Source organism: Corynebacterium sp. HMSC074C03 (genome assembly GCF_001838285.1).
Taxonomy (GTDB): domain Bacteria; phylum Actinomycetota; class Actinomycetes; order Mycobacteriales; family Mycobacteriaceae; genus Corynebacterium; species Corynebacterium amycolatum.
In genome coordinates, this window is sequence record NZ_KV836208.1 from 1 (window position 1) to 24,000 (window position 24,000).

A 24,000-nucleotide genomic window follows, 5' to 3' on the forward strand; every position below is an offset into this window, starting at 1 on the left:
TCGAACTGCCATCCCGCATCGCGCGACTACTACCCGCGCAAACGGGCTGAAGGACAGAAGCACAATGCTGCGGTGATGTGCCTTGCCCGGAGCCGCTGCAACGTCATCTATGCCCTGTTGACTCGGCGTGAGTTCTTCCGAGAAATCCCTGCTAGAACCATCGCCACGGCTGCGTAGGCCGCTGCGCTGATCACCGCCGGCCCGCATGATGCGGCCCGGCGATCAGTCATGGCTACAACACCCCCATACGATGTACGTGAAAGTCCCGCCTGACTATCGACAATCCACATAGGAACCCCGGCATGGCGCAGCGAATCAGCGCCGGGCGCGGGATCCGCCACTCCGAGCTCAATGCCTCCGGTTACCTCGACGGCAAGAAGTTGCGGGTCGTCCAGGCCTGGTTGCCGCCCGACGATCTCGGTGCCGCTCCCTCCCACGACGAGGTCGACCTCAACGATGCTCTCACCGACGGCACGCTGGTCCCGGTCGCGTCGGGCACACCGGGCCTCGCGCCGCTGACCATCGGCACCACCGGCGCGACGTTGCGCATCGACCGGGTTCCCGCAGGCCGCACCATCGACGTGCCGTTGTCGCGGTTCACCCACTTCTTCGTCGCCTGCGGCTCGGCATCCTTCGGCGACGAGACGCTTTACGACGGCGACGTTGCCCGCATCACGGCCGACGGATCGAATTCAGCGGATTCGGACGAGGTCGACTCGCTGCCCATGACCGCCATCAACGATGCCGAGGTGCTGGCTTGGACCATGGACCGCAGCATCGACTGAGCCCACCAAACGACACCGGATGACGGTATAGACCAGACGCCGAAGGACAGGTACCTCGCCTTTTTCGGATCGACCGGGTCGTCGGACATCTACGTTGCAACGGCCCGGTTCGGCGTTTCGGGCCAACCCCTCGACAAATATGCCAGGTAAGGCTAAGTTAATTGCTAAAGCAGTATTTTACATGCGGGTTAACGGGCCGGCGCAGCCGCCGACACCGTCGGCCCGGCCACACGACGAGTGAGACGCACCATGAATGCACGCGACAGAGATTTCGAACAACTCCAGGGCCACTGGCTACTGGCCCGACTGGGCAAAAAGGTCCTTCGACCCGGTGGCCGGAAGATGACGGAGTGGATTCTCGACCGGGCTCGCCTCACCGACGCCCGCGTCGTCGAACTCGCACCGGGACTGGGGATTACGGCGACGGAAATCTTGAATCGCGCACCGGGGGATTACGTCGGCATCGACGAGGACCCCGACGCCGCCAAGACGACCGGCAAGGTCGTTGGCCACAGGGGCCGGGTCACCGAAGGCAAGGCCCAAGCGACGGGGCTCGGCGATGACTCGGCGGACGCCGTCGTGGGCGAGGCGATGCTCACCATGCAAGGCGACAAGGGCAAGGCGGCGATTCTCGACGAGGTTCGTCGGATTCTCGTTCCCGGCGGCCGCTACGCGATCCACGAACTGGCGTTGACCCCCGACGACCTGGATGCGGCGACGAAAGATGAGATTCGCATCGCGATGTCCAAGGCCATCCGGGTCAACGCCCGACCACTCACCGTCGCGGAGTGGCGAAACCTCCTCGAAGAACACGGATTCGAGGTCGAGCACGTCCGCATTGCGGAGATGGGCCTGCTCAAGCCCTCCCAGATGATCGAAGACGAAGGGATCTCCGGAGTTGCCCGCATCGCAGGCAACATGATCAAGCACCCCGCGGCGCGTAAGCGCGTTCTCGGCATGCGCAGCGTTTTCGTCGAGAACGACGACGCCCTCGCCTCGATAGGCATCGTGGCCCGTCTGCGCGACACCGCCGATTCCGCCGACGCCGCCGATGCGACGGGTGCCGTTTCCAACGCTTCCGAAAGCGGGCGCGAAGCATCGCCCGCCGTCCGACGCGGGCCCGAGATTGAGTTCCTCGACGACGACCAGCAAGCTGAATTGACCGCCGATCCGGAGGCTCTGAGCCTTCATGACGTCGTCGCCGCCGCTCCGCCCGCCAAGGACGGCGACGGCCCGGCGGTGAAACGTCTGCAGACGGCCGACGGGGTAAACATCATCGCCATGCGTTTCCGCTCCGGCCAGGCCTTGCCCGATCACCGCGCTGCACACCCGATTATGGTGCAATGCATCGAGGGCCAGGTGCGCTTCACCGTAGGCGACCGCACCGAGGTCCTCACGCCGGGGACCGTCGCACACCTGCCCACCATGGTCCCACACCGGGTCGACGCAGACGAGGACTCCGTGTTCCTGCTGTCGATGCTCACGTAGATCCGTACACGGGGTTGACCGCCGCACGGGCGGAGCGATTTCGCCGGCCCGGACCGGCCTCGCCGCCGCATCCGGCGAGGGCCCCTTCGGCCGTTCCCCCGAACCACGCGGCCTGCGGCGCGTGCTCATCACCGGCGCCGCTTCCGGCTTCGGCCTCGAACTGGCCAAGCGCTTCGTCGCACGCGGCGATTCGGTCATCGCGACCGATCTGCATGACTCGGCGAACGAGGACGTCGTCAAGCTCGGCGATGCGTGCACCTACCGCGAGCTGGACGTCACCTCCGACGCGGACCGGGAGGCGGCGGCCGCGGCGATAGGCGCGGTGGACGTGCTCGTGCTCAACGCGGGCATCGCGGTCGGCGGGGCGATCGAGAACGTCACCATGGACACGTGGCACCGCGCGCTCGACATCAACCTGCTCGGGGCGGTCTGCGGCTGCCGTGCGTTCGTGCCACTGTTGGAGCCGGGCGCGAAGATCGTGATGACGTCGTCGATCGCCAGCCTGATCCCCCGTGGCGCCCGAGCGGGTAAAGATCAGCTTTTGCGCGCTGACTTTATGCTCGGAGGCTTACGGTCGGAGCTTTACGATCGGACGTTGTGACCAATCACCGCCGGGATAGTAATTGGCGCATCCCCGAAAAGCTCCTTCTGGTATTCGTTCTGCTCGAAAGCGCCGGCATCGTTATCCCTGATGGTGGCCACGTTTGTCAGTTTGCGTGCCGACGGTGCGGAGCCCTTTTGGAGCAGTCCGCCACGGCTGCCCGCAGTGGTGGCCGCGAAAGACCCTGCGCCACGGTTTCCAGCAGCGGCGCCCGCGGTTCCGCCAGCAGCACCCGTAGCTCCGGTAGCAGTACTGTTGCGCGCGCTGATTAGGGAATTCATCAATCCACTTCCGCGCTGTGCAGGGCTATTCGAGGCGTTTGGCAAGGCAGAACCAGCAACCCCGGCACCCAAGCCGGTTCCCATCCCGCGCCCCGCTGTTGGCGCTGGCATACGACCGGGACTCGAAGTCGGAAGTCCCGAGACCGGTGGACGGGGGCTTGCGTTTCCAGAAGACGGCAGTGCCGGGATATTGCTCGTTGGTGTGAGCCCCGCAGTGCGTCCTGCGCCGAGGGAGCCAGCCGGTCGGTTGCCGTGAACTCCGTAAGGCGAGACTCCTTGCGGTGATGTGCGTTGAAGTGGGGCGCTCGCTCCCGAAGGGGCGACCATGGCTGGGTTCGCCGTGTTCGGTTGAGTTATGGCTGATGTGCTGGTCGGGGATGTTGGCGAGATTGTGGAGCTCGTTGGGCTGCTAGATGATGCTGGTTGCACAGGGGTAGCAGACGGATTTGTGGGGCTCGACAAAGTCGAAGTGCTCGGTTGAACCTGCGAAGGAGCGGAAGGGCTCGCGGTTGTGGATTGCGGCGTTGGAGAATCCGGAACAGTTGAGGTGGCACCAACTGGTGCGCTGGCGGCCTGCATGCTTCCAGTCATCCCCGCAGGCGAAAGGCTGAACTGGCTAGTTCCAGAACGCCCGGCGACTGTGGCTCCAACGGACACCTCGGCAGTCACACCACTTCCCGCATCGGCAGAAACCAGGTTAGGAATTCGGGGAATAGCGGTCTGTAGCTGTGCGGTATACGGACCAGAGAGAAAGGCTGCTACCTCGGCCTGTTCAAAAGCCTTTTGCGCGCCAGGGTTTGGGAGTGCCTTGGACTCGGCCTCAATCGCCGATAGTGCATTGACGGCCATTGCCTTAACGGACGGCAAGACGGCAAGGTGCCCGGCCATGACCTCAGATGCGGTGGCGATGCTGGTTGCGCGTGCAGCCAGACCTTTCATTGTTGAGTCAGCAGCAGAGAAGACAGCACCGCTATTGCTCGACACCAAGCCGGATGAGATGGAGGTTAGATTACTGGCCAACGTGGTCATAGTTTCAGCGAAGTTATTCCAGTAGGCGATTGCCTCGGCTACGGCACCGTCGTTTGTTGAGGAAAACATGGATAGTAGGGACTTCGCATCGAGACCAAGTTCCGCAGAAAGAGTGACTGGCGCGAAAGTGAGACTTCCAGCTTCAAACATCGGCCGACGCTGAAATACACCACTTGTTCGCGCTACTTCAGCAAGGGAAGCGCCGTCACCATTGAACGGGTTAATGCTTCGAAGAATCCGGTTCATGGTGGATTCGTGCTCAGTGATCACGCGACGGAAATCAGCGAGATTCGTTTGCGCCCAGGTGAGCTGTTTGCCCAGAGACAAGCCGACGGCGGCAGAGCTTCCTGAGCTGCCGGAAATTGCGAGACTGTGTTCTGTCGCCACCAGCTGGAGTGACGGAACCTGTGAGTATCCGGCCAAGTTGGGCTGGATATGGATGGCATTATTTGCCAGCAAATTCGTGGAATGGAACTTCTGAATTGCAGAGTCGATTGTTGGAATTACGGCATGCATCATGATTCTTCCCCCAAGTAATCAATTAACAGCTCATTTACGGGAGCGCACAGCCGGTGCTGTGGGTCAGGGCTATCTTGTCCGGTTGTGTCGATAACGAATCCGAGAGCCCCTTGTTCTGTTTCGACAGAAGCAATACAGGCAGAGCTTCCGAGCGGATTGATTTGAGTGAATGTCACCCAATTGAAAATTCCTTCGTGATGAGCCAAAGGCTCGGCACTGTAGCGCTCGAGTTGTGAGTGAGCGACCGCAGCATGCCAGATGCTCAGCAGACCGGAAGCGTCGGATTCGATAACGCAGCCAATCTGTTTATTACCTTCGATTCGGCCCTCCATGTACGTCTGCTCCCGGAACCCCAGTCTGTCGAGGCGCCCCATAATCTCAGGGTCGTCACACGGATTGGTCAGGACGAATTCGGGTGCGTCGTAGTTATAGTGCCCATCGGGACCAAGTGGAGCATCACCGGGCTCCGGCGGATTGTTGGGTGGAAGCACACCCGCAGGTAACGTCACGCCCGAGTCAGTAGTCATGGTTGTCGCATTGTCGCCGGCAGGCTGAACGTCCTTGCCGGATGCCTCGGTCGATGCGCAACTAGTCCCCGTTATTCCCCATAGAAGTGCTGACAGTAGGGCGGCAGTAGTCGCCTTTTTCAATTTTCCCTCCCCAAAGAATTTGTGTGAGAAAGATATAACACCGCGGTCGCAATTGCGCTTGCTGAGAAGCCGAAAAAATAGACCGGCTGTGGATAACTTTTAGGGGGTGTGGACAACGCGGTCGCCGTGCAAAACGACGCCTCTGCGTAGCCACCACCTGCTCCTTTGGGGTGCGTTCTCCGGGGCGTCGTTAAGCGTTGGTGGACAGCGCGGGTGTAATAACCGAAGTAATCCGAACGATTGGTTAGACTATGAGGCGCATTACAAAACCACGGGAGTGCCAACCGAAATTCCGGCACTGAGAGGACGCTAGGGATCGAGCGTCGACCGGACGAACCTGAATCTGGGTAATACCAGCGTAGGAAAGGGATGTGTTGCTTCATGGCCGCACGTGTATCTGTATCCGCTCCGCCGAAAGAGGGCGAGGTTACAACTGGCCCGATTTACCGCAGCAACAAGCATTACGACGAGGTTGCGTTCAGCAACGATTTCGGTGAGGCGAACCTGCGCATTCCAGTTCGTCGAATCAATCTGACGGACGGTACTCACTTCGATGCGTACGACACCTCGGGTATTTACACCGAGGAAAACCCGGAGCTGAACCTGAAGGAGGGTTTGGCTAAGACTCGTGACTCTTGGCCGAAGGCTCCGGCGGTGCCGGCGGTTGCAGGCTCTGAGGAGGCCCCGAAGGTCAAGACGCAGCTGGCATGGGCTCGTGCGGGAATTGTCACCCCGGAGATGGCTTTCATTGCCGCTCGTGAAAATGTGGATCCGGAAGTTGTTCGCGAAGAGGTCGCTGCGGGGCGCGCCGTGATTCCGGCTAACCATAAGCACCCGGAGACTGAGCCGATGATTATTGGCAAGCGCTTTGCCACCAAAATCAACGCCAACATTGGTAACTCGGCTGTGACTTCGTCCATTTCCGAAGAGGTGGAGAAGATGGTGTGGGCGACCCGTTGGGGCGCGGACACCATCATGGATCTGTCCACCGGTAAGGACATTCACGAAACCCGCGAGTGGATTCTGCGTAACTCCCCGGTGCCGGTTGGTACGGTGCCGATTTACCAGGCGCTGGAGAAGGTTAAGGGTGACCCGGCCAAGCTGACCTGGGAAATCTACCGCGAAACCATTATTGAGCAGTGTGAACAGGGCGTGGACTACATGACCGTTCACGCGGGTGTGCTGCTGCGCTACGTGCCACTGGCCGCCAACCGCGTTACCGGCATTGTCTCCCGCGGTGGTTCGATTATGGCCGCATGGTGCCTCGCGCATCACCAGGAGAGCTTCCTCTACACGCGCTTCGCTGAGCTGTGCGACATTCTGGCACAGTACGATGTCACGTTCTCCCTCGGTGACGGCCTACGCCCGGGCTCCATTGCCGACGCTAACGATGAGGCCCAGCTGGCTGAGCTGCGGACCCTCGGCGAGCTGACCAGGATTGCCAAGTCCCGCGGCTGCCAGGTCATGATTGAAGGCCCAGGCCACGTTCCGATGCACAAGATCGCTGACAACGTGAAGTGGGAAGAGGAGTGGTGTGAGGAAGCTCCGTTCTACACCCTCGGCCCGCTGGCAACCGACATCGCGCCGGGCTATGACCACATCACGTCGGCTATCGGCGCGGCAATCATTGCGCAGGCTGGTACCGCCATGCTCTGCTACGTCACGCCGAAGGAGCACCTGGGTCTGCCGAACCGCGACGACGTCAAGGTCGGCGTGATTACTTACAAGATTTCCGCGCACGCCGCTGACCTGGCAAAGGGGCTGCCGCGCGCTCAGGAGCGTGACGACGCGCTGTCGAAGGCCCGCTTCGAGTTCCGTTGGCATGACCAGTTTGCACTGGCTCTGGATCCGGACACTGCGCTGGATTACCACGATGAGACCCTGCCCGCAGAGCCGGCAAAGACCGCGCATTTCTGTTCCATGTGTGGTCCGAAGTTCTGCTCCATGCGTATTTCCAAGGACGTACAGGACTACGCGAAAGAACACGGCCTGGACTCCGTTGAAGCGATCGAGGCCGGCATGGCTGAGAAGTCCCAGGAGTTCGCTGATCAGGGCAGCCGCGTCTACCTGCCGATTACCGCGGAGTAGCTGGTTGTCTTAGAAGATGCTGAAGTAAGCCGCGGTCGAGCTCTATTGGGCTTGGCCGCGGTTTTCTTTTGGTCTCACCATTTCTGCCGGCCTCAGTGTTGAGCCTCAAACGGGGGAGGGTAAGGCGCACCTTCATAAAGGCGTTAGGTAAACCTAACTAGTGGGGTGTACATTGCTTATATGCACAGCCTGAGATTCCTGACTTTCGATAATTCCCACCGCCATCTCGCAGGTGCTCGCAACACTCGCAACACTCGCCGTTCATTCAGCTCTGAATCATCCACGGTTGGAGAAGACGTGCGTCGACCGGTGGGGCGGGGTGCGCGCAGAGCTGCGACTGCGGTTTCGCTGTCCGGCGCCATGGTTCTTTCGGCGTTTGTGTCCCCGGCAATGGCTGAAACTGCGAAGCCAATCGTGCCGGACAATTTTCCCAATGTGATTAATCCAGCGGAGAACTTCCAGCCGCAGGATTCACAGTATGTCGAATCCCCGGAAGTTACTGTCACTTTTGAGGACGGCACACCAGCTGAAGGTGCCACGGTTCATCGCGGCGATGTTCTTATTGTTCGCGGCAGTGGTTTCAATCCGTCGGCCAACCGTGGTGGTTACCCGCTTCCAATTCCTCCGGGTGTGCCCAATGGTGTTTACGTTCTCTACAGTGCGTTCCCAGACTCGTGGAAGCCAAGTGAAGGTGCTCCGTCTTCGGCGCGGAAACATCCACACGACAACATTGCCTGGGTCACGCCGGCCGGAACTCTCGAGGCCATACCGAACCAGGGCGTCGATATGCGGCGTTCTATCGCTCGTCAGGCTACCCCGATGACAGATGACGGCAGTTTTGAAGCCCGCATTGTTGTTGACCCGCCAGAGACCCCAGCTGGTGAAAACTGGGGTATTTACGTCTACCCGGCAGCCGGCTCTATTAATGAGGCCGAGGAAATCTATATTCCGTTGAATTATTCGGATGCTCCGGGCAAGAATGCCCCGGCTCCCTCCAGCGAGGATTTAGTAATTTCTGTATCTGCGCTGGAGAAGGTATTCGGCGCACTGGGTGGCGGAGTCACTGCTAAGAACGGTGCTCTAGAGCCTGAGGACGGTGTTGTCTCATTCACCCGCGACAATGACAACAGCGATGCCGAAGGGGAGAGCTACCGCGGAGAAGTTCACTTCACCGCGAAGTTCAGTCTGGTTCATGTGGTCGTTCGTAATCCGCGCATTGAGGACGGCCCGACCGGAAAGATTATTACGGCAGAGGTCTCGCAGGGCTACGATGTCGGTCCGGATGAGATGGAGCGTATGCCCATAGCCGCTGTTGTCAACAGTGATGGCGATCAGCTGATCACGACCATCGGCACTATCTCGCAGTTCCGGTAGTCCCTCCGGTCATCATGGCCGCCAATTGTTGTCCACCTGGCACTTCGTTCAAAGTAAGCCGTCATACCTTGCGGGTTCTTGCGGGGTGTAACCACTGCCGTATTGGAATCACTACATTAGATAGAGGCGCTTACCAGCGATGAGGAGGAACGTGGGACGGCATAGTCAGGCAGAAGGACCTGTGTCACAGGATGGCGCATCGTCACAGGCTGCGGAGTCGCAACGTGCTGCTGCGAAGTCTCGGTCACAGGTCTCGCGAAAAATGCGGGCTCGCAAACCCAGTCAGACCCCCGCGCTGGCGCAATCGCCTGTGATGAGCTGGCCTCTTATTCTGGTCTCGCTGCTCGGTGGTCTTGCCTCGCTGTTGGCCTGGAATGGTCGTACTCAGCCGGACGATTGGGCTTCGCTCTGGGTAGGCGGGCTACTTATGGACAGGGGACTTGAGTCCCATCTCTATGACGCCGATCCAATCGATTTCACTGCCATGAGTGGAGAGGTCTGGCCACGCCTGGCGCAGGAAGTGTCTGCGCCATTTACGCATCCCTTTGTGCAAAACCCTTTGTTCGCAAAGGCTCTGGGAGCGATATCCCACGTCATGAGCTTTGAAACCTCGGCTGCTTGGTTGCTCTTTCTCTCTGGAATGGCCGTCGTGGTCCTCGTCGCAGCTTCCTACCACCTGTGGTTTCGGTCCACCATGCCCTGGGGCATCGCAGCGCTGGTTACCGCATGCGTATTCGCTCTGCCGACCACTCTTAATTCGTTCTGGATCGGTCAGACGACACCGCTGATTGTCGCGGGCGTCGCCTATGGTCTTGCTGCCTCGCGCACTCGTCATTGGCTCGCGGGGATTGTGCTCGGCATCGTCGCATCCATTAAATTGACTCCGTATGCGCTCATCGCTGTGATGCTCTTTTTCGCTTATCGACGGCGCGCAGCCCTCTGGTCGCTGGCCACCACGGCGGTACTGGCGGTCTGGATGTTTATCCGCGTTGATATGTCGGTAATTTCGGATTGGATTGATCGAATCGGCGACATTGGTTCATCGGTCTTGGTCGGCGGTGCGAATCAGTCGTTGGCGTCGACTTTAGCCACAGACCTGGGAAAACCTGATTTATTAGTAACAGTGGTTCGTGATTATCCGAGTCATGTGAAAACGATTCCACTGTGTATTGCGCTTGGCGTGGTGTTGATGGTCACGGCAGTTGCGTGGTTGAACCCGGTCTACCGGTTTGAATTTCTGATCACGGGCGCGTGGCTTATTGCAGCCACATTCTCATCGATTCTTTGGACCCACTACATGTTGATGCTGGTCACGTCTGTGTTCGGTTTGGCCGCCATGGCGCGGACCCGATTGACCAGACAGTGGCCGTATATCGGTATTGCGTTGCTAGTGGTCCTGCTGACGTTTCCTGTTACAAACCCGATTGCTGCTACGCCATATACCGGCGGATTTATGTATTCGGGGATTACCGCGATGCTCTTGACGCAGGCATTGATGCTAGTTATTGGTAGCTGCCACGCGTTTGCGGTACATCGGTATGGCGATGGTGATACAGGCGAGGTTGGACCTGGATTTGGCAGTGAATTAGCTGCTGCGGAGACGTTGAAATTTCCTCAGCCAGAGCCAATGGTCTTATTCGACTTGAGGAAGCGCTAGATTTAGCGGCTCAGCATAGAGACGATGTCACGGGGAGACATGTCGCTGTAGATCTCGTTCCGGGTGCTCTTAACCTGGTGGCCGAAGTGGACTGCGTTAGCGTCACTGCTGGTGTCGCGGGCAAGAGCCTCGCGCAGCGGCTGAGAGAAGAAGGCGCGCTTGGTAGTGAAAGAACGGGGGAACAGGTTTTCAAGGCTCACGGTATAAACCCTTTCTGTGGTCGGAATCCGGTCGGGACTCCGGTTTGAGAGTTTCTGTATTCAAATGGTTTTCTTTGATGCGGTTGCCACTATATGTCTGAATATGCCCGATATCGAGTTAAAACGGGCAAAAGTGACTAAGCGGATACCGTTCCCAACATGAAAGCTGCATCACACTGTGGACCGGCTTAATACTCGGTCACGGTCAGTTGTGGGCTCCAATACAGTTGTGCCCTCCAATACAATGAAATGCGGAATCAAATTTGAAGTAGGAGTTTGGCTATGGCTATTTCTTCGGCACCCACCCCTGAGTCCCCGGATTCAGCGGATACCTCGGAAGCGGCATCGCGCAGCGTTCCGGCGGCAGCGCTCAGTCACGTTGAGGATTTAATAGATTTTGTGGCTGCGTCGCCAAGCTCATTTCATGCGGCACAACAGGTCGTTGACCGTCTGAGTGCAGCCGGTGCCACGGTCATCGATGAGCACGAACAGTGGCCAAGTAAACCCGGTGCCTACGTCCTGCGTCGCGATGGCGCTGCCGTTGCTTGGATCGTCCCGGAGACGCCGGCTGCCGATTTCACCGGTTTCCGTATTGTGGGTTCCCACACGGATTCGCCCGGTTTTCGTGTGAAGCCCAACGCGCGCACCTCCGCCGCAGGCTATGCGCAGGTCGCCGTTGAAGTCTACGGCGGCGCGTTGTTGGGAAGCTGGACCGACCGCGAAATTGAGTTCGCCGGTCGGGTAATTGATAAAAGCGGCAATGAGCACCTTGCTCGCACTGGCCCGGTTGCGCGTATTCCGCAGTTGGCTATCCACCTCAATCGTGCGGTTAACGAAGAGGGGTTGAAGCTCCACAAGCAGAATCACACTGCACCAATCATCGGACTGGATACCTTCGGCACCGATGTGCACCAGGTCATCGCCGATGCTGCGGGACTGTCTATCGACGATATCGTCGCCTGGGACCTCATTTCCTTCGACACTCAGCAGCCGCGCACCTTCGGTGCTCACGATGAGTTCCTGGCTTCAGGCCGGCTGGACAATCTGCTCAGTGTTCACTCATCCCTGGTCGCCTTCGAGGCCTTGCTCCGCCAAGACTGGAGCACGTCAACCACTATCCCCGTCATGGTCGCTTTTGACCACGAGGAAGTCGGGTCCGCCTCCACCACGGGCGCTGCAGGGCCACTGCTTGCCGACGTTCTGTCCCGCATCGCAGCGGCCACAGGCGCTGACCTGGAACGCACCCAGCAGCTTTACCGCGGTTCCATCTGTCTCTCTGCCGACGGCGCACACGGTGTGCACCCGAACTATGCAGGTGAACACGAGCCGGGGCACCAACCGGAACTTAATGCTGGCCCAGTAGTGAAGATCAATGCCAACCAGCGCTATGCCACCACGGCGGCTGGTCAGGCCGAGGTTGTCCGAATTGCAGCGGAAACCTCCAAGCGCATTGGTCAGGAAGTGCCGGTGCAGTATTTTGTCTCTGCGAACCATAAGCCATGCGGCTCCACTATCGGCCCAATCACCGCAACGCGACTGGGCATTGACACCATTGATATCGGAGCTGCGATGGTCTCCATGCACTCGGCGCGTGAGATGTGCGGCACGATTGATCCATGGTGGTTGGCCGAACTCACCGTGGATTTTTGGGGTGCCGGAAACTAGCAGCTCGCTGGCAGCGCTTAAGTCACCTCTAGCAGGGGAGATGTCGGGGCGCTGTGGCCGTCGTGAAGCGAAAATGGGTGAGGGAATTTCCGTAGCTGCTCGTCGTGGAGTCCATTTTCTGTCATGCTATGAACCATGAGTGATGCTAACGACACCCTGCCGTCGCACCGCCTTGAAGTACCCATCGAAGAGGCGGTGGCATGGCGTCGCCAACTGCACCAGAATCCGGAGCTGAGCTTCCGGGAGTACCGGACCTCGGACATGATTGAGGATCTGCTCAATCAGTGGGACATCCCGACGTACCGGTTGACCCCGACGTCCGTAATTGGCGTCATCGAGGGCACAGCAGGCGACCCCAGCACGGGCCGTGTGATCGGCTACCGCGCGGATATTGACGCGCTGCCGATTCAGGAGGAAACGGGACTGCCGTACGCCTCGCGCACGCCGGGTGTGATGCACGCCTGTGGTCATGATGTTCACACGGCGATGCTGCTGGGCACTGCGAAGGTGCTTTCCGGAATGCGCGATCAGCTGCACGGCAAGGTGCTGTGCATCTTCCAGCACGCCGAAGAAATGCTGCCGGGCGGGGCTCGTGAGCTGGTCGACAAGGGTGCCGCCGATGACTTGGATGAGGTCTATGCCTTCCACGTCGCGCCGCATCCGGTGGGGCATGTTGGGATTTGCGCTGGGCGAGTGACAACTATGTCGGGCATCGTCTCCATCGCCATTCGTGGCCGTGGCGGACACTCCTCGAACCCGCAGCTGTCGATTGACCCGGTGCTCATCGCCAGCGAGGCGACTCTCATGCTGAACACGATTGTCTCCCGCGATGTGGATCCGAAGCACATGAACATTGTCAATGTCGGCTCACTGCATTCAGGTGAGGCCGGCAACGTGATTCCGGATACGGCCAACCTGGAAGTGTCCATCCGCTCGGTGGATGAGGCCGACTGGGAGATTGTCTGCCAGCGTATCGAGGCCGTCGTCAACGGCGTCTGCCAGGCTCACGGTGCACAGGCGACTTTCGACTGGCAGATTCCGTACCCGATGGTGGTCAACGCCGACATTGCGGTCAATCGTGCGTGGCATGCGGCGACGAAGGCGGTTGGCAAGTCCAAGGTGTTCGCTGCCGATCCGTGGGCTCCTTCGGATGATTTCTCGTATTTTTCCCGTGAAGCGCCGGGCTGTTACATGTTCCTCGGCACCGGTGGCCCGGAAGCGGGTAATCCCTTCTTTCTCCACAACTCCAAGTTTAAAATTGTGGAGAGAGCCATGGTCAATGGCATGCGCACGGAAATCCAAATCGCGCTCGACGCACTGAACCCGTCGAAGAATCATCCGCCGGAGCGCCCTGCCACATCTCCGACCATGCCCGCAGCAGGTTCCGTGCCTCCACGGCCGCGGAAGGCAGGCCTTGGCACGCCGCAGTCGCATGCGGGTCAGGCGCGGGCGTCGTCAAGCGAATCGGCGGGGGAGACCTCACCGAGTCCTGAGGCGGCGACATCAGATAATTCCAATCAGCCTCAGGCACCTAGAGAGGATGCATAGGACAATGTCCACGACCCCCAACGCCCCTGATAAGACGCTCGCTGCCACCGCACCTGAGTGGACGAAGTGGGCGATTGGATGGCACGTCTATCCACTGGGGTTTGTGGGAGCGCCCATCCGTGAGAAGGATCGAGGCGCCGCGCCGGTCAATCGAATTCGCAAACTGATTGACTGGCTTCCGTACGTCCAGGGGCTCGGGCTCAACGTCCTGCAGCTGGCGCCAGTATTCGAGTCGACTAGCCACGGCTACGATACCGAGGACTACTACCGCATTGACTCGCGACTGGGCACCGAAGAGGACATGAAGGCCGTCATCGAAGCTGCCCATGAGCGCGGCATCAAAGTGCTTTTCGACGGCGTCTTCAACCACATCGGGTCAGAGGCACCCGCGCTGAAGGCCGCGAAGGAAAACCCTGACTCTGAAGAAGCGCAGCTCTTTGCGTTTACGCACTCAGATGGCGACATGACTGCGCCGGTGTTTGAGGGCCATGAGAGTTTGGTCGAATTCGATCACACCAGTGACGCGACTGTTGATTTTGTCGTGAACGTCATGAATTACTGGCTGGCGCGGGGGATTGATGGCTGGCGACTGGATGCGGCCTACGCAGTGAACCCACAGTTCTGGCACAAGGTTTTGCCGCGAGTGCGTGCTGAGCACCCGCATGCTTTTATCTACGGTGAGGTCATCCACGGCGACTATGCGGAGATTGTGTCGGTGTCCGGCATGGACTCGGTGACGGAATACGAGCTGTGGAAAGCGACCTGGTCGGCGCTGAAGGAGGAAAACTTCTTCGAGTTGGACTGGACTCTGAAGCGCCATAACACCTTCGCGGAGTCTTTTGTGCCGGTGACGTTTGTGGGAAACCACGATGTTTCGCGCATTGCGACACAAGTAGGGGCCGACAAGGCCGTGCTGGCGGCAACGGTGCTGTTTACCGTGGCCGGTGTGCCACTGGTCTACTACGGTGACGAACAGGGTTACACCGGTCTCAAAGAGGAACGCATCGGCGGTGACGACCAGATTCGACCAGTGTTCCCGGATAGCCCGGAGGAACTCTCTGCGCTTGGTGAGGACCTCTACCGCGCTTACCAGCAGCTCGTTGCGGTGCGACGCCGGTTCCCATGGTTGCACTCCGCTCGCGTGGAGACTGATGAATTGCGCAATGGTTTTCTTCGCTACCGCGTGACCGCAACCGACGCGGCGCTCGTGGACGATGCTGCCGGGGCCTCGGGTGAGGCTGGAGCTTCCGGCGAGATGCCCTCGCTCATTGTCGAGCTGAACCTGGAAAATGGCGCAACCAGCGCGGTAATCCGTGATGGTGACCACGTGGAATTTGAGTTTTCCTAGGCTCTCATCGTGGCTCTAGGCTGCCCCCAGAGAACCAAAACCGCCCGGACACCATGGCCGGGCGGTAATTCTTTCGTGCCCCATCGATGAGTGGACACAAGGGGTAGTGACTGCGTTTCTGTTTGCTACCTACCCCGGTTTTCGCAGTTTCAATTATTGAATCTGCAGTTACATCTCTGCGGTCTCAGCAGGAGTCATCTCGTCGGAGGGTGCCGGGGTGGTGGCCTTCTGCTCGAAGGTCTCCGACGGGTTGGCCTGGTCGCCGACCTTTACGTCCGAGTCAACCTCGTTCGGGGGAGAGCAAGCGACCAGGGCTGCTGCGGCAATGGCGGATGCGGCGATAGCGCCGGCGATGCGGTTACGCATGGATGTGGCTCCTCTGTCGGAAAAACAATAGCTACAAGGGCTAATGAACTTTTCTCACATTATCTTAAAGCAATATCTTAGAGGATTCTTAACGGCTTGCGGGAACCAAGGGGCCAATCGCCCCCGCGCCGATGCATAGCGTTGCCCCCGGAGTCGCCTTTTCCACATCGACACGGAGAGTATTTCCGCCACCGTTGAGGTACGCATAGCGCGGCCGCAGATCGTTGTTCATCTTCACGACCGCGGAACCAGCGCGGGTTTGCTCTTCAGTCTCGAAAGGATTGGGAAGCGACAGGCGCACATCCATGTCCTCAGAGGCGGTGGCCGGGAACTCAAGCACCCAGTCACCGAGCTTGATGATGTTCTCAAGCTTGATGTCCTCCGACGCAGTGCCGTTCTCACCAACTGTGATGCGATGGCCACACTGCTCGACAGGGCCATCGGTGACCCGGGTGATCTCGGAGACCTTGGCGTCGATAAGCGAACCGTCGGTATTGAACATGCGCGGGTGACCGGTGACGCGCTCAAACGGAGGGCGATCGGAGACCGCATCAAAGACCCGCGAGTACATGTTCATCGGAGCGGCGACGGGCACGAGAATCTCGAAGGGGACGGGCTGGTCAATGAGGTTGTAGTCGATCGCCTTGTCGGGGCCAGCGGCGTCGGCCTCCTCGCGCAGCGCGGACAGCGACGCCTTGGTGTTGCCGATCCACTCCATTGCGATGTCATCAGACCAGGCATTGCGGTAAGTAACCACGGAAATCGAGGAGGTGACAGCCAGTGCGACACCCAGCGACCAAATCAGAATGTGCGTACGAGCCGGTAGCAGAGCCGGCGCCTCGTCCTTTGGCGGGAGTCCCGCCAGGGAGATCGCGACACAGATAGCGATCACGAGCGCGACATCAGAGTAGTAGTGCAAAGTGTGCGCCAGCACGCCAGAGGTGTTCTCTCCCGAGCGGAACAGGGTGATGGCGAACAAGGTGGTGAACATGTACGCCACCGATAGCGTCCACGGAGCCCAGCCACGGTAGTCGCGGCCAATGAGGGTGGCAGACAGAATCAACAGAATAATGCCGCCGAGAGTAATCAGCTGAGACGAAGCGGAGGCAAACGGCTGTCCCGGAGCCCAACGTTCCCAGCTTGTTGGCCCGCCGATGATGCCGGCAAAAATCTGGCCGAGGCCGTTGAAGAACAGTTCGGGCTGTAGCTTGTCAGAAATGAAGCCGGTAGTTTCGGCGGGGCCGAAGTAGTACCACAGTGCCCAGGCGCCGGTCAGCAGCATCGATGGGATCCAGATGACGAGGCCGCGACGGAGAACCTGCAGGATATTGCTGCGCTCCATGTAAGCCAAAGTGATGACAACCAGCATCGAAATCGGCGCGATAGCCAGGGACTTCTCAAAGAATCCCAGCGCCACTGCCAGCAGTACAAACAGGCCAGCGGCTTCCCATGGGCGGGGGCCGAAAGAACGACGCATAGTGGTGCGAATAGCGACAATCATGAAAACCACGAATGCCAGGTGGAACGGCTGGGAATTGGTCGCAGCCGACCACCAGGTGTCTCCCGGAAGCATCAGCGGAGTCCAGGCGACGACCGTGATGAGGAAGAGCGACACCAGCGTGCGGCCAGTGAGAAGCTCAAAGAGCTTAGTGGTGGCGTATGTCAGCGCTACCGACATCACGGCCATGGTGATAGCCGGCAGCCACCAGTTCCACGGCGCAATGAGGTGATAGAGGCCTTGCACCAGGAAGGCCAGTGGTGCAAGGTGCCCGTCGTGGTCCTGAAGCAGGTAGTCCTTGCTCAGCAGCGGGGTGTCGTAAAGGTGGCCAACGATGATGAAGTCATCCCAGTAAAAACCATGGCTAGTCAGAACCAGAATGCGAGCGACAAGCTGTATCGCAATAACAACTCCGATGAGTGGCCACCACTGCTTCGCAGACAGGTCAAGTCTCTCGCCCCATGTCAATGAGGGCATGTAGTATGGGCGAGAACTTTCCTGCTCAGCGGTGTTGTCAGCACCAGGAAACTCGGCAGTTTTCACTGCGGAATCCGCGGCTGTCCCCTCATTGCCGACTGTCGGCGGATGAGGGGCTTGGGCAGTTGGGGTATCTCCAGTGGATGACCGCTCGGCTTTAGTCATGGTTCCTTATGTTATCTAGGCCATCTGCTGGGCGCGGTAGGGTAGGCAAAAGTTAGTGCTTAGGGCGTGTCGGCACAGGCCCCATACGCCGCTAATAAATACATCAAAATCTTTTGAGCAATATCGCTCGAGTTAAAGAAAAATGGGAGCAAGTGAGATGACGCAATCGGCGAGTGCAGCGCGCGCTAACTTCTCGTGGCGCAATATTGACATCATCATTGCAGCTGTCATCGGCGTGGCCGTTGGCCTGATCTTTGTTATCTGGAACATCATCGGCGGTGCGGGCTATGAAGCAGTCAACGCGCTTACTCCTGGCCTTGGCGGTTTGGTCGCTGGTATGTGGTTCCTCGGTGGGCCGCTTGGCGCGTACATCATTCGCAAGCCGGGTGCCGCTATCTTCGTCGAGGTAATCGCAGCGACGGTTTCAGCACTAATCGGTAACCAGTGGGGTATCTCCACCCTGTACTCAGGTTTGGCGCAGGGGCTCGGCGCGGAGCTGGTGTTCCTTGTTCTGGCGTACAAGAGCTACAACCTGGCCACCGTGGTTATCTCCGGTCTCATGGCAGGTGTCGGCGCGTGGACCTTTGAACTTTTCACCGGCAACCTGGCCAAGACTTTCGAATTCAACGTCATCTACCTGATCTCCACGGCGCTGTCTGGTGCCGTCCTCGCCGGTCTGCTGGCTTACTTCCTGGCTAAGGCACTGGCGGCAACTGGAGCGCTGGATCGGTTTGCCATCGGGCGAGAGCGGCACGGCGACGTCTAGGAAAAATCGATGGCAGATGAGGAGTTGACGCGGGGGCCGTCGTCAAGCGGAAATGTCCCTGCGGTGAGCGCGCGGGGGTTCGGATATCGGCACGCGGGGCGCAAAGCTGCGGTACTGAACGACATCACGCTGGACGTCGAGCGTGGTGAAAAGGTGCTGTTGCTCGGCGCGTCGGGGGTGGGGAAGTCGACGCTGCTTGCCGCTATTGCTGGCGTGCTTGGCGACGACTCCGATGGCGAAGCCACCGGAGAGCTCCTGATTGAAGGTTGTACTCCCGCGTCCGCAAGGGGCGCGGTGGGCTTAGTGCTGCAAGACCCTGACTCGCAGACGATTAGTGCCCGCGTTGGCGACGATGTTGCCTTTGGTGCGGAAAACCTTGGCGTTGCCCCGGCTGAGATCGGCAACCGAGTACGCGCCAGCCTGGATGTGGTGGGACTGGATTTGCCGCTGGACCATCCCACGCACCGGCTTTCCGGGGGACAGAAACAGCGCCTCGCATTGGCGGGTGTGCTGGCGATGGGCGCACGGGTCATTTGCTTGGACGAGCCGACGGCCAACATCGATCCGGCCGGTGTGCCGGTACTGCGCGATGCGGCGATTACCGCGGCGGAGAGAACCGGTGCGGCGCTGATCGTGGTCGAGCATCGGGTGGATGCGTGGGTCGATGTGGTCGACCGCATCATCGTGCTGGGCCGCGAAGGTGTGATTGCCGATGGTGCGCCTCATCGAGTCTTGGAAGACCACGGGCAGGCTCTGACGGATGCTGGGGTGTGGATTCCGGATGCACCGCCCGCGCTGCCGGACGCGCGTTCCGTTGCCTGCGACCAGGATGGGAACCCTAGCGGTGACATCGCGATTGAAACCCGCGAGTTGGCCATCGGCTATGGCGCGAAGAAGTCCTGGTTCAGCGGTGGCGAAACTGTTGAACCGATTGCTCGCGGTGTATCAATTTCAATCCCATCTCAAGCTTCCACCTGCATTGTTGGTCACAATGGCAGCGGCAAGTCCACGTTAGCGCTGACGCTCGGCGGTCTGCTTGAGCCGATGGCGGGCACGGTCCAAGTGGCAGGCAGCGGTAGCGCGCCGTGGAAATGGCCATCGAAGAGGTTGGCTACTCGGATTGGCACGGTATTCCAGGACCCCGAGCATCAATTCGTCACCGGCACAGTGCTGGAAGAGTTGCAGCTTGGCCCCAAGCTTGTCGGTGTCAATGCTGATCAGCGCATCGAGGAATTACTTGAGCGGCTGCGGCTAACCGCCCTGACCAAGGCGAATCCATTCTCGCTTTCCGGCGGTGAGAAGCGACGTCTGTCGGTGGCGACCATGCTGGCGACAGCGCCGGATATTGTGCTTCTCGACGAACCGACCTTCGGCCAAGACCGCCGGACATTCACCGAGCTGCTCACTTTGCTTCGCCAACTTGCAGACGACGGCCGAACTGTTATTTCGATTACCCACGATCCGTTGGTGGTCCAAGCGATGGGGGACTACGTCGTCGACATGGATGCGTTTCATCCGGAGCGGTCAGGCCGTGCGGCGCCGGGACAGCGTGGTTCGGGGGAACAGGCCGGTCCGAGCAGCAATAGCGGTTCGCGCGGCCAGGGCGAAGCAGGAGGGAAATCGTGACTGAAGTTGGTTCCGCCGGTATGGCTGAAGGCACGCAGAGCGCCGAGCAGAGCAAGCAGCCTTTCCTCGCGACGGTCAACCCGGTGGCGAGAGTTCTGGGCCTATTCTTGCTCACCACGCCGCTGCTGATTTCCATCGACTGGGTCTCTGCAGTGGTCGCGCTTGTCTGCACGCTTTTCTTGGTGCCACTGTCGGGTTTGGGTTTTCGTCGTTTTCTAGGACGCAGCCTGCCACTTCTTATCGCCGCGCCCATCTCGGGCATCTCGATGGCGCTTTACGGCAACCCGGAGGGCAAAGAGTATTTCTCCTTTCTGCTTGCGCATGTGACGGATAATTCCATTTCCCTGGCCATCGCGATCATGTTGCGTGTGCTGGCTATCGGTACTCCAGTTATCGTGCTGACAGCTAATATCGATCCCACCGATCTGGGCAATGGGCTGGCGCAGGTTCTCAAGCTGCCCAGCCGGTTTGTGCTGGCAACGGTGGCGAGTCTGCGGCTCGTCGGTCTGTTCATCAGTGATTGGCAGGCGCTGACTCGAGCCCGTCGCGCACGCGGTTTGGGGGACCACGGTGCAATCCGCCGCACTATTTCCCAGGTGTTCGCTCTGCTGGTGTTTGCGCTGCGCCGCGGCACCAAGCTGGCCACCGCCATGGAAGCCCGCGGCTTTGGCGCACCGATTAAGCGTACGTGGTGGCACACCTCGACATTGGCCGCGCGTGACTATGTCACCATGGCCGCCTGCCTCGCCATCGCCGTCGCAGCAATCGGTATTTCCGTGTGGGCCGGGGAGTTCCGCTTCCTGGGCGTGGCGTAGTAAAGGCGTTTCAATCACGATGATTCTGCTTATCGACGGCCGTTCCGGCAGTGGCAAAACCACCTTTTCGGCAAAGTTGCACAGTATCCTCGGCTGGCCAGTTGTCCACTTGGAGGATGTCTATCCGGGCTGGCCCGGCCTGCACAAAGCATCGGCCGCAGTCGCGGAGACCATTTTGAACCCCGCGCTACCGGCCGATGAGCGTGGTTATCGCCGTTGGGACTGGTACGCCAGTGAATTCGCCGAGTGGGTACCCACGCCACCGGACAGCTCTCTCATCGTCGAAGGCTGCGGCGCTGTCACTGAAGCTAATCTTGCCGCTGCCCGTGCCATCGGCGACGGCAACGCGTGGGGAGTCTGGGTAGAGCTGGACACGCAGACTCGCTTTGCCCGCGCCATGGCTCGCGACGACCACTTCGAGGAACACTGGGACATGTGGGCCGAGCAGGAATCTCAGCACATGGCCAAGCACAATCCGCAACAGCTCGTCGACTGGACTATCAACGTCCCAGAACAGTTAACGTGGAAGCTCTGATGAGAAAAACGCTCGCGTGCCTCGGTGCAGGCTTCGGTTCCATGCTCCTCGTCGGCGGACTACGTGTCGCCGCTAGTTCGGAGCTACGCCCACCACGCCTGCCCAATCGCAGACCTCCGCGGTGGGTTCTTCCCGCAGTCGGTGCCGTGTGGACGCTGGCCAGCTACCGCGCCTATTACGCCCGCGCATCGCATCGCTTGACGACGCCCCTGCTCGCCGGCCTCGCAGTACCAGGAGCCGCAGCGATAGTTTTCGAGGCCGTTCGCCTTCGATGTGCTGTCAAAAAGCCAACTGTGCCGCCGCACACCGTGATTGTGCTGGGATGCGCATTGAAGAACAATCGGCCCTCGGCCCTGCTGGCCAAAAGATTGCAGCGAGCAGTAGCAGCGTGTGATGAGCGCACCGAGCGAATCATCTGCTCCGGTGGACGCGGCAGTGAAGCAGTGACAGATGCCACCAGCTCCGAAGCGGACGCCATGGTGGAGTGGTTGGAGGCGAACGCTGGGGACGTCGTAAAGCGTGGCAACATCGAGTTGATTGCCGAGGACCAATCGACGAATACGTCGGAAAACATTGACTATGCGTGCGAGTTGATGCGTGGCGTAGACGGTGCGTTGAGCGCTGGAACGGTTGTTGTGACCAGTGATTTTCATGCGCCACGGGTAGCGAAGCTCGTGCGCGAACGGGGCCTGGAATCCTGGTGTGTCGTCGGAGCCTATACGCCGTTAAGGTACTGGGCGACATCGCTGCTGCGGGAATTCCTAGCGCAGTTTATTCTGTGGGCGCCGCGCGGCAACACGAGAATTTTACGAATTTCGCGGGTGCAACAAAGTGTTAGCCACTAGTATCAAACGAAGATAATTACGTCGTGCGGTGATAGTGCTGCGTAGAAATGCGTAGAGCGCGATATCGACCACGACATCGGAATCATTAAATCGGGAGGAACACCCACATGGCTTTGACCCCAGGATTCGACCTGTTCCAGCTGCCAGAGGAGCACCAGGAGCTCCGCGCCGTTATTCGTGATCTGGCGGAGAAGCAGATTGCTCCGTACGCAGCGGACGTCGATGAGAACGAGCGTTTCCCGGAGGAGGCCCTGAAGGCTCTCAACGAGGCTGGCTTCAACGCCGTCCACGTGCCGGAGCAGTTCGGTGGTCAGGGTGCGGACTCGGTTGCGGCCTGCATCGTTATTGAGGAAGTTGCTCGCGTCTGTGGTTCGGCTTCTCTTATCCCGGCTGTGAACAAGCTGGGCACCATGGGCCTGATCCTCAAGGGCTCCGACGAGCTGAAGAGCAAGGTCCTGCCGGACATCGCCAACGGTGAAATGGCTTCCTACGCGCTGACTGAGCGCGAGGCTGGTTCCGATGCCGGTTCCATGAAGACCCGCGCTGTCCGTGAGGGCGATGAGTGGGTCCTCAATGGTTCCAAGTGCTTCATCACTAACGGTGGCCGCTCCACTTGGTACACCGTCATGGCTGTCACCGACCCGGAGAAGGGTGCCAACGGCATCTCCGCATTCATGGTTCACAAGGACGACGAGGGCTTCCGCGTCGGTGGCCTGGAGCACAAGCTGGGTATCAAGGGCTCCCCGACCGCGGAGCTGTACTTCGAAAACTGCCGTATCCCGGCTGACCGCATCATCGGCGAAGAGGGCACCGGTTTCAAGACCGCCCTGGAGACCCTGGACCACACCCGCCCGACTATTGGTGCACAGGCACTGGGTATTGCGCAGGGTGCTTACGACTACGCCGTCGGTTACGTGCAGGAGCGCCAGCAGTTCGGCAAGCCGATTGCTGCTTTCCAGAACACCCAGTTCATGCTGGCTGACATGCGTATGAAGATTGACGCTGCTCGCCTCATGGTCTACACCGCAGCCGCTAACGCTGAGCGTGGCACTGCTGAGGGCGGCGCTCGCCTGGGCATGATGGCCGCAAACGCCAAGACTTTCGCCTCCGACGTTGCTATGCAGGTCACCACTGATGCCGTGCAGCTGCTCGGCGGTTACGGCTTCACCCGTGACTTCCCGGTTGAGCGAATGATGCGTGACGCCAAGATCACCCAGATCTACGAGGGCACCAACCAGATTTGCCGCATGGTCGCAGGTCGCCAGATTCTCGCAGACGCTCAGAAGCGCTAATCACCAGCGCAAACGCTAAGCCCTCGCTGAAACGGCGGGGGCTTTTTCATGCCGCCACATCACCCAGAATTTGTCTATTAACCCCAATGCGAGTTACTGACTGCGTTTATGTTTGGCGACCGCGTGCCAATGCGAGTTACTGACTGCGTTAATGTTTGGCGACCGCGTGCCAATGCGAGTTACTGACTGCGTTTATGACAAAAATGGCCCGAAAAACGGCTGGTAGGGTCATAAACTCGCACAGTTTCACATTTGCAGCCCGTAAGTTTTTGGGTTAAGTAGCAAGAAGCATGTCCGGTCGGCGTGTGGCAGGGCATAAGATTTGTCTCTTAACCCCAGGTTTTCGGCCGTCCTGCACGAGTCCGGCACCACACCATCCACC

20 protein-coding genes, 1 pseudogene and 1 riboswitch are annotated in these 24,000 nt (G+C 59.5%); of the genes and pseudogenes, 16 read left to right on the forward strand and 5 right to left on the reverse strand.

Translation table 11 applies throughout. The features are described from left to right. The 4 genes and pseudogenes from HMPREF2847_RS11740 to HMPREF2847_RS04690 all read left to right on the forward strand — a co-directional run. Positions 1 to 177: pseudogene (locus tag HMPREF2847_RS11740) on the forward strand (IS110 family transposase); the annotation flags it as partial. Positions 178 to 302: 125 nt separating this feature from the next. Then, positions 303 to 785 (forward strand): pirin family protein, encoded by a 483-nt coding sequence (locus HMPREF2847_RS04680; RefSeq protein ID WP_070851674.1) that lies wholly within the window; start codon positions 303 to 305, stop codon positions 783 to 785. A 249-nt stretch (positions 786 to 1,034) separates the two neighbouring features. Then, positions 1,035 to 2,273 (forward strand): methyltransferase domain-containing protein, encoded by a 1,239-nt coding sequence (locus HMPREF2847_RS11935; RefSeq protein ID WP_083280599.1) that lies wholly within the window; start codon positions 1,035 to 1,037, stop codon positions 2,271 to 2,273. 121 nt (positions 2,274 to 2,394) lie between these two features. Continuing rightward, positions 2,395 to 2,874, forward strand: coding sequence for an SDR family oxidoreductase (locus HMPREF2847_RS04690; RefSeq protein WP_070546444.1), 480 nt, complete (start codon positions 2,395 to 2,397; stop codon positions 2,872 to 2,874). On the opposite strand, the gene HMPREF2847_RS04695 is transcribed toward HMPREF2847_RS04690, so the two are convergent. Beyond that, on the reverse strand, positions 2,856 to 4,703 hold the full coding sequence (locus HMPREF2847_RS04695) for a hypothetical protein (protein WP_070851675.1): 1,848 nt from the start codon (positions 4,701 to 4,703) through the stop codon (positions 2,856 to 2,858). The two genes, HMPREF2847_RS04690 and HMPREF2847_RS04695, sit on opposite strands and share 19 nt — an antisense overlap. Next, positions 4,700 to 5,230 (reverse strand): hypothetical protein, encoded by a 531-nt coding sequence (locus HMPREF2847_RS04700; protein ID WP_246821942.1) that lies wholly within the window; start codon positions 5,228 to 5,230, stop codon positions 4,700 to 4,702. The genes HMPREF2847_RS04695 and HMPREF2847_RS04700 overlap by 4 nt, the downstream gene beginning before the upstream one ends. A 384-nt stretch (positions 5,231 to 5,614) precedes the next feature. Continuing rightward, positions 5,615 to 5,736, forward strand: a riboswitch (TPP riboswitch). Between HMPREF2847_RS04700 and thiC the strand changes: the two genes are divergently transcribed. From thiC to HMPREF2847_RS04715, 3 genes are all read left to right on the forward strand, one after another. Continuing rightward, the gene (thiC, locus tag HMPREF2847_RS04705; RefSeq protein WP_070851677.1) at positions 5,735 to 7,441 is read left to right on the forward strand and encodes a phosphomethylpyrimidine synthase ThiC; all 1,707 of its coding nucleotides are present in this window, start codon (positions 5,735 to 5,737) and stop codon (positions 7,439 to 7,441) included. Its footprint overlaps the riboswitch before it by 2 nt. Positions 7,442 to 7,621: 180 nt before the next feature. After that, on the forward strand, positions 7,622 to 8,815 hold the full coding sequence (locus HMPREF2847_RS04710; protein ID WP_246819314.1) for an HtaA domain-containing protein: 1,194 nt from the start codon (positions 7,622 to 7,624) through the stop codon (positions 8,813 to 8,815). 181 nt (positions 8,816 to 8,996) lie between these two features. After that, positions 8,997 to 10,472 (forward strand): glycosyltransferase family 87 protein, encoded by a 1,476-nt coding sequence (locus HMPREF2847_RS04715; protein ID WP_246821944.1) that lies wholly within the window; start codon positions 8,997 to 8,999, stop codon positions 10,470 to 10,472. A 2-nt stretch (positions 10,473 to 10,474) separates the two neighbouring features. Here HMPREF2847_RS04715 and HMPREF2847_RS04720 read toward each other — a convergent pair whose 3' ends face one another. After that, entirely contained in the window at positions 10,475 to 10,672 is a 198-nt protein-coding gene (locus HMPREF2847_RS04720; protein WP_049180842.1) for a hypothetical protein, read from the reverse strand. 282 nt (positions 10,673 to 10,954) lie between these two features. Here HMPREF2847_RS04720 and HMPREF2847_RS04725 point away from each other — a divergent pair, with 282 nt between their 5' ends. The 3 genes from HMPREF2847_RS04725 to HMPREF2847_RS04735 all read left to right on the forward strand — a co-directional run bounded on the left by HMPREF2847_RS04725 (position 10,955) and on the right by HMPREF2847_RS04735 (position 15,233). Continuing rightward, on the forward strand, positions 10,955 to 12,337 hold the full coding sequence (locus HMPREF2847_RS04725) for a M18 family aminopeptidase (protein WP_070851678.1): 1,383 nt from the start codon (positions 10,955 to 10,957) through the stop codon (positions 12,335 to 12,337). A gap of 135 nt (positions 12,338 to 12,472) precedes the next feature. After that, positions 12,473 to 13,885 carry a M20 metallopeptidase family protein gene (locus HMPREF2847_RS04730; RefSeq protein WP_070851679.1) on the forward strand — a complete coding sequence of 471 codons (1,413 nt, stop codon included), beginning with the start codon at positions 12,473 to 12,475 and terminating at the stop codon, positions 13,883 to 13,885. Positions 13,886 to 13,889: 4 nt separating this feature from the next. Next, complete coding sequence (locus tag HMPREF2847_RS04735) at positions 13,890 to 15,233, forward strand: alpha-amylase family protein (protein ID WP_070851680.1); 1,344 nt, start codon at positions 13,890 to 13,892, stop codon at positions 15,231 to 15,233. Between the two features lie 168 nt (positions 15,234 to 15,401). On the opposite strand, the gene HMPREF2847_RS04740 is transcribed toward HMPREF2847_RS04735, so the two are convergent. Continuing rightward, entirely contained in the window at positions 15,402 to 15,599 is a 198-nt protein-coding gene (locus HMPREF2847_RS04740) for a hypothetical protein (RefSeq protein WP_038628285.1), read from the reverse strand. A gap of 88 nt (positions 15,600 to 15,687) precedes the next feature. Beyond that, a complete protein-coding gene (locus tag HMPREF2847_RS04745) occupies positions 15,688 to 17,739 on the reverse strand; it encodes a DUF2339 domain-containing protein (RefSeq protein WP_070851681.1) in 2,052 nt (683 codons plus the stop codon). Between the two features lie 157 nt (positions 17,740 to 17,896). Between HMPREF2847_RS04745 and HMPREF2847_RS04750 the strand changes: the two genes are divergently transcribed. The 6 genes from HMPREF2847_RS04750 (at position 17,897) to HMPREF2847_RS04775 (ending at position 23,618) form a co-directional block, all read left to right on the forward strand. Next, positions 17,897 to 18,505, forward strand: coding sequence for an ECF transporter S component (locus HMPREF2847_RS04750; RefSeq protein ID WP_070851682.1), 609 nt, complete (start codon positions 17,897 to 17,899; stop codon positions 18,503 to 18,505). Positions 18,506 to 18,514: 9 nt separating this feature from the next. Beyond that, positions 18,515 to 20,131: an ABC transporter ATP-binding protein gene (locus HMPREF2847_RS04755; RefSeq protein ID WP_070851683.1), complete on the forward strand. Its 1,617-nt coding sequence runs from the start codon at positions 18,515 to 18,517 to the stop codon at positions 20,129 to 20,131. Between the two features lie 20 nt (positions 20,132 to 20,151). After that, on the forward strand, positions 20,152 to 20,946 hold the full coding sequence (locus HMPREF2847_RS04760; RefSeq protein ID WP_070851710.1) for an energy-coupling factor transporter transmembrane component T family protein: 795 nt from the start codon (positions 20,152 to 20,154) through the stop codon (positions 20,944 to 20,946). Between the two features lie 19 nt (positions 20,947 to 20,965). Beyond that, a complete protein-coding gene (locus HMPREF2847_RS04765; RefSeq protein WP_070851684.1) occupies positions 20,966 to 21,481 on the forward strand; it encodes a nucleoside/nucleotide kinase family protein in 516 nt (171 codons plus the stop codon). Beyond that, entirely contained in the window at positions 21,481 to 22,326 is an 846-nt protein-coding gene (locus tag HMPREF2847_RS04770) for a YdcF family protein (RefSeq protein ID WP_070851685.1), read from the forward strand. Before HMPREF2847_RS04765 ends, HMPREF2847_RS04770 begins: the two co-directional genes overlap by 1 nt. Before the next feature lie 107 nt (positions 22,327 to 22,433). Beyond that, positions 22,434 to 23,618 carry an acyl-CoA dehydrogenase family protein gene (locus tag HMPREF2847_RS04775; RefSeq protein ID WP_070851686.1) on the forward strand — a complete coding sequence of 395 codons (1,185 nt, stop codon included), beginning with the start codon at positions 22,434 to 22,436 and terminating at the stop codon, positions 23,616 to 23,618. Positions 23,619 to 24,000 lie beyond the last annotated feature (382 nt).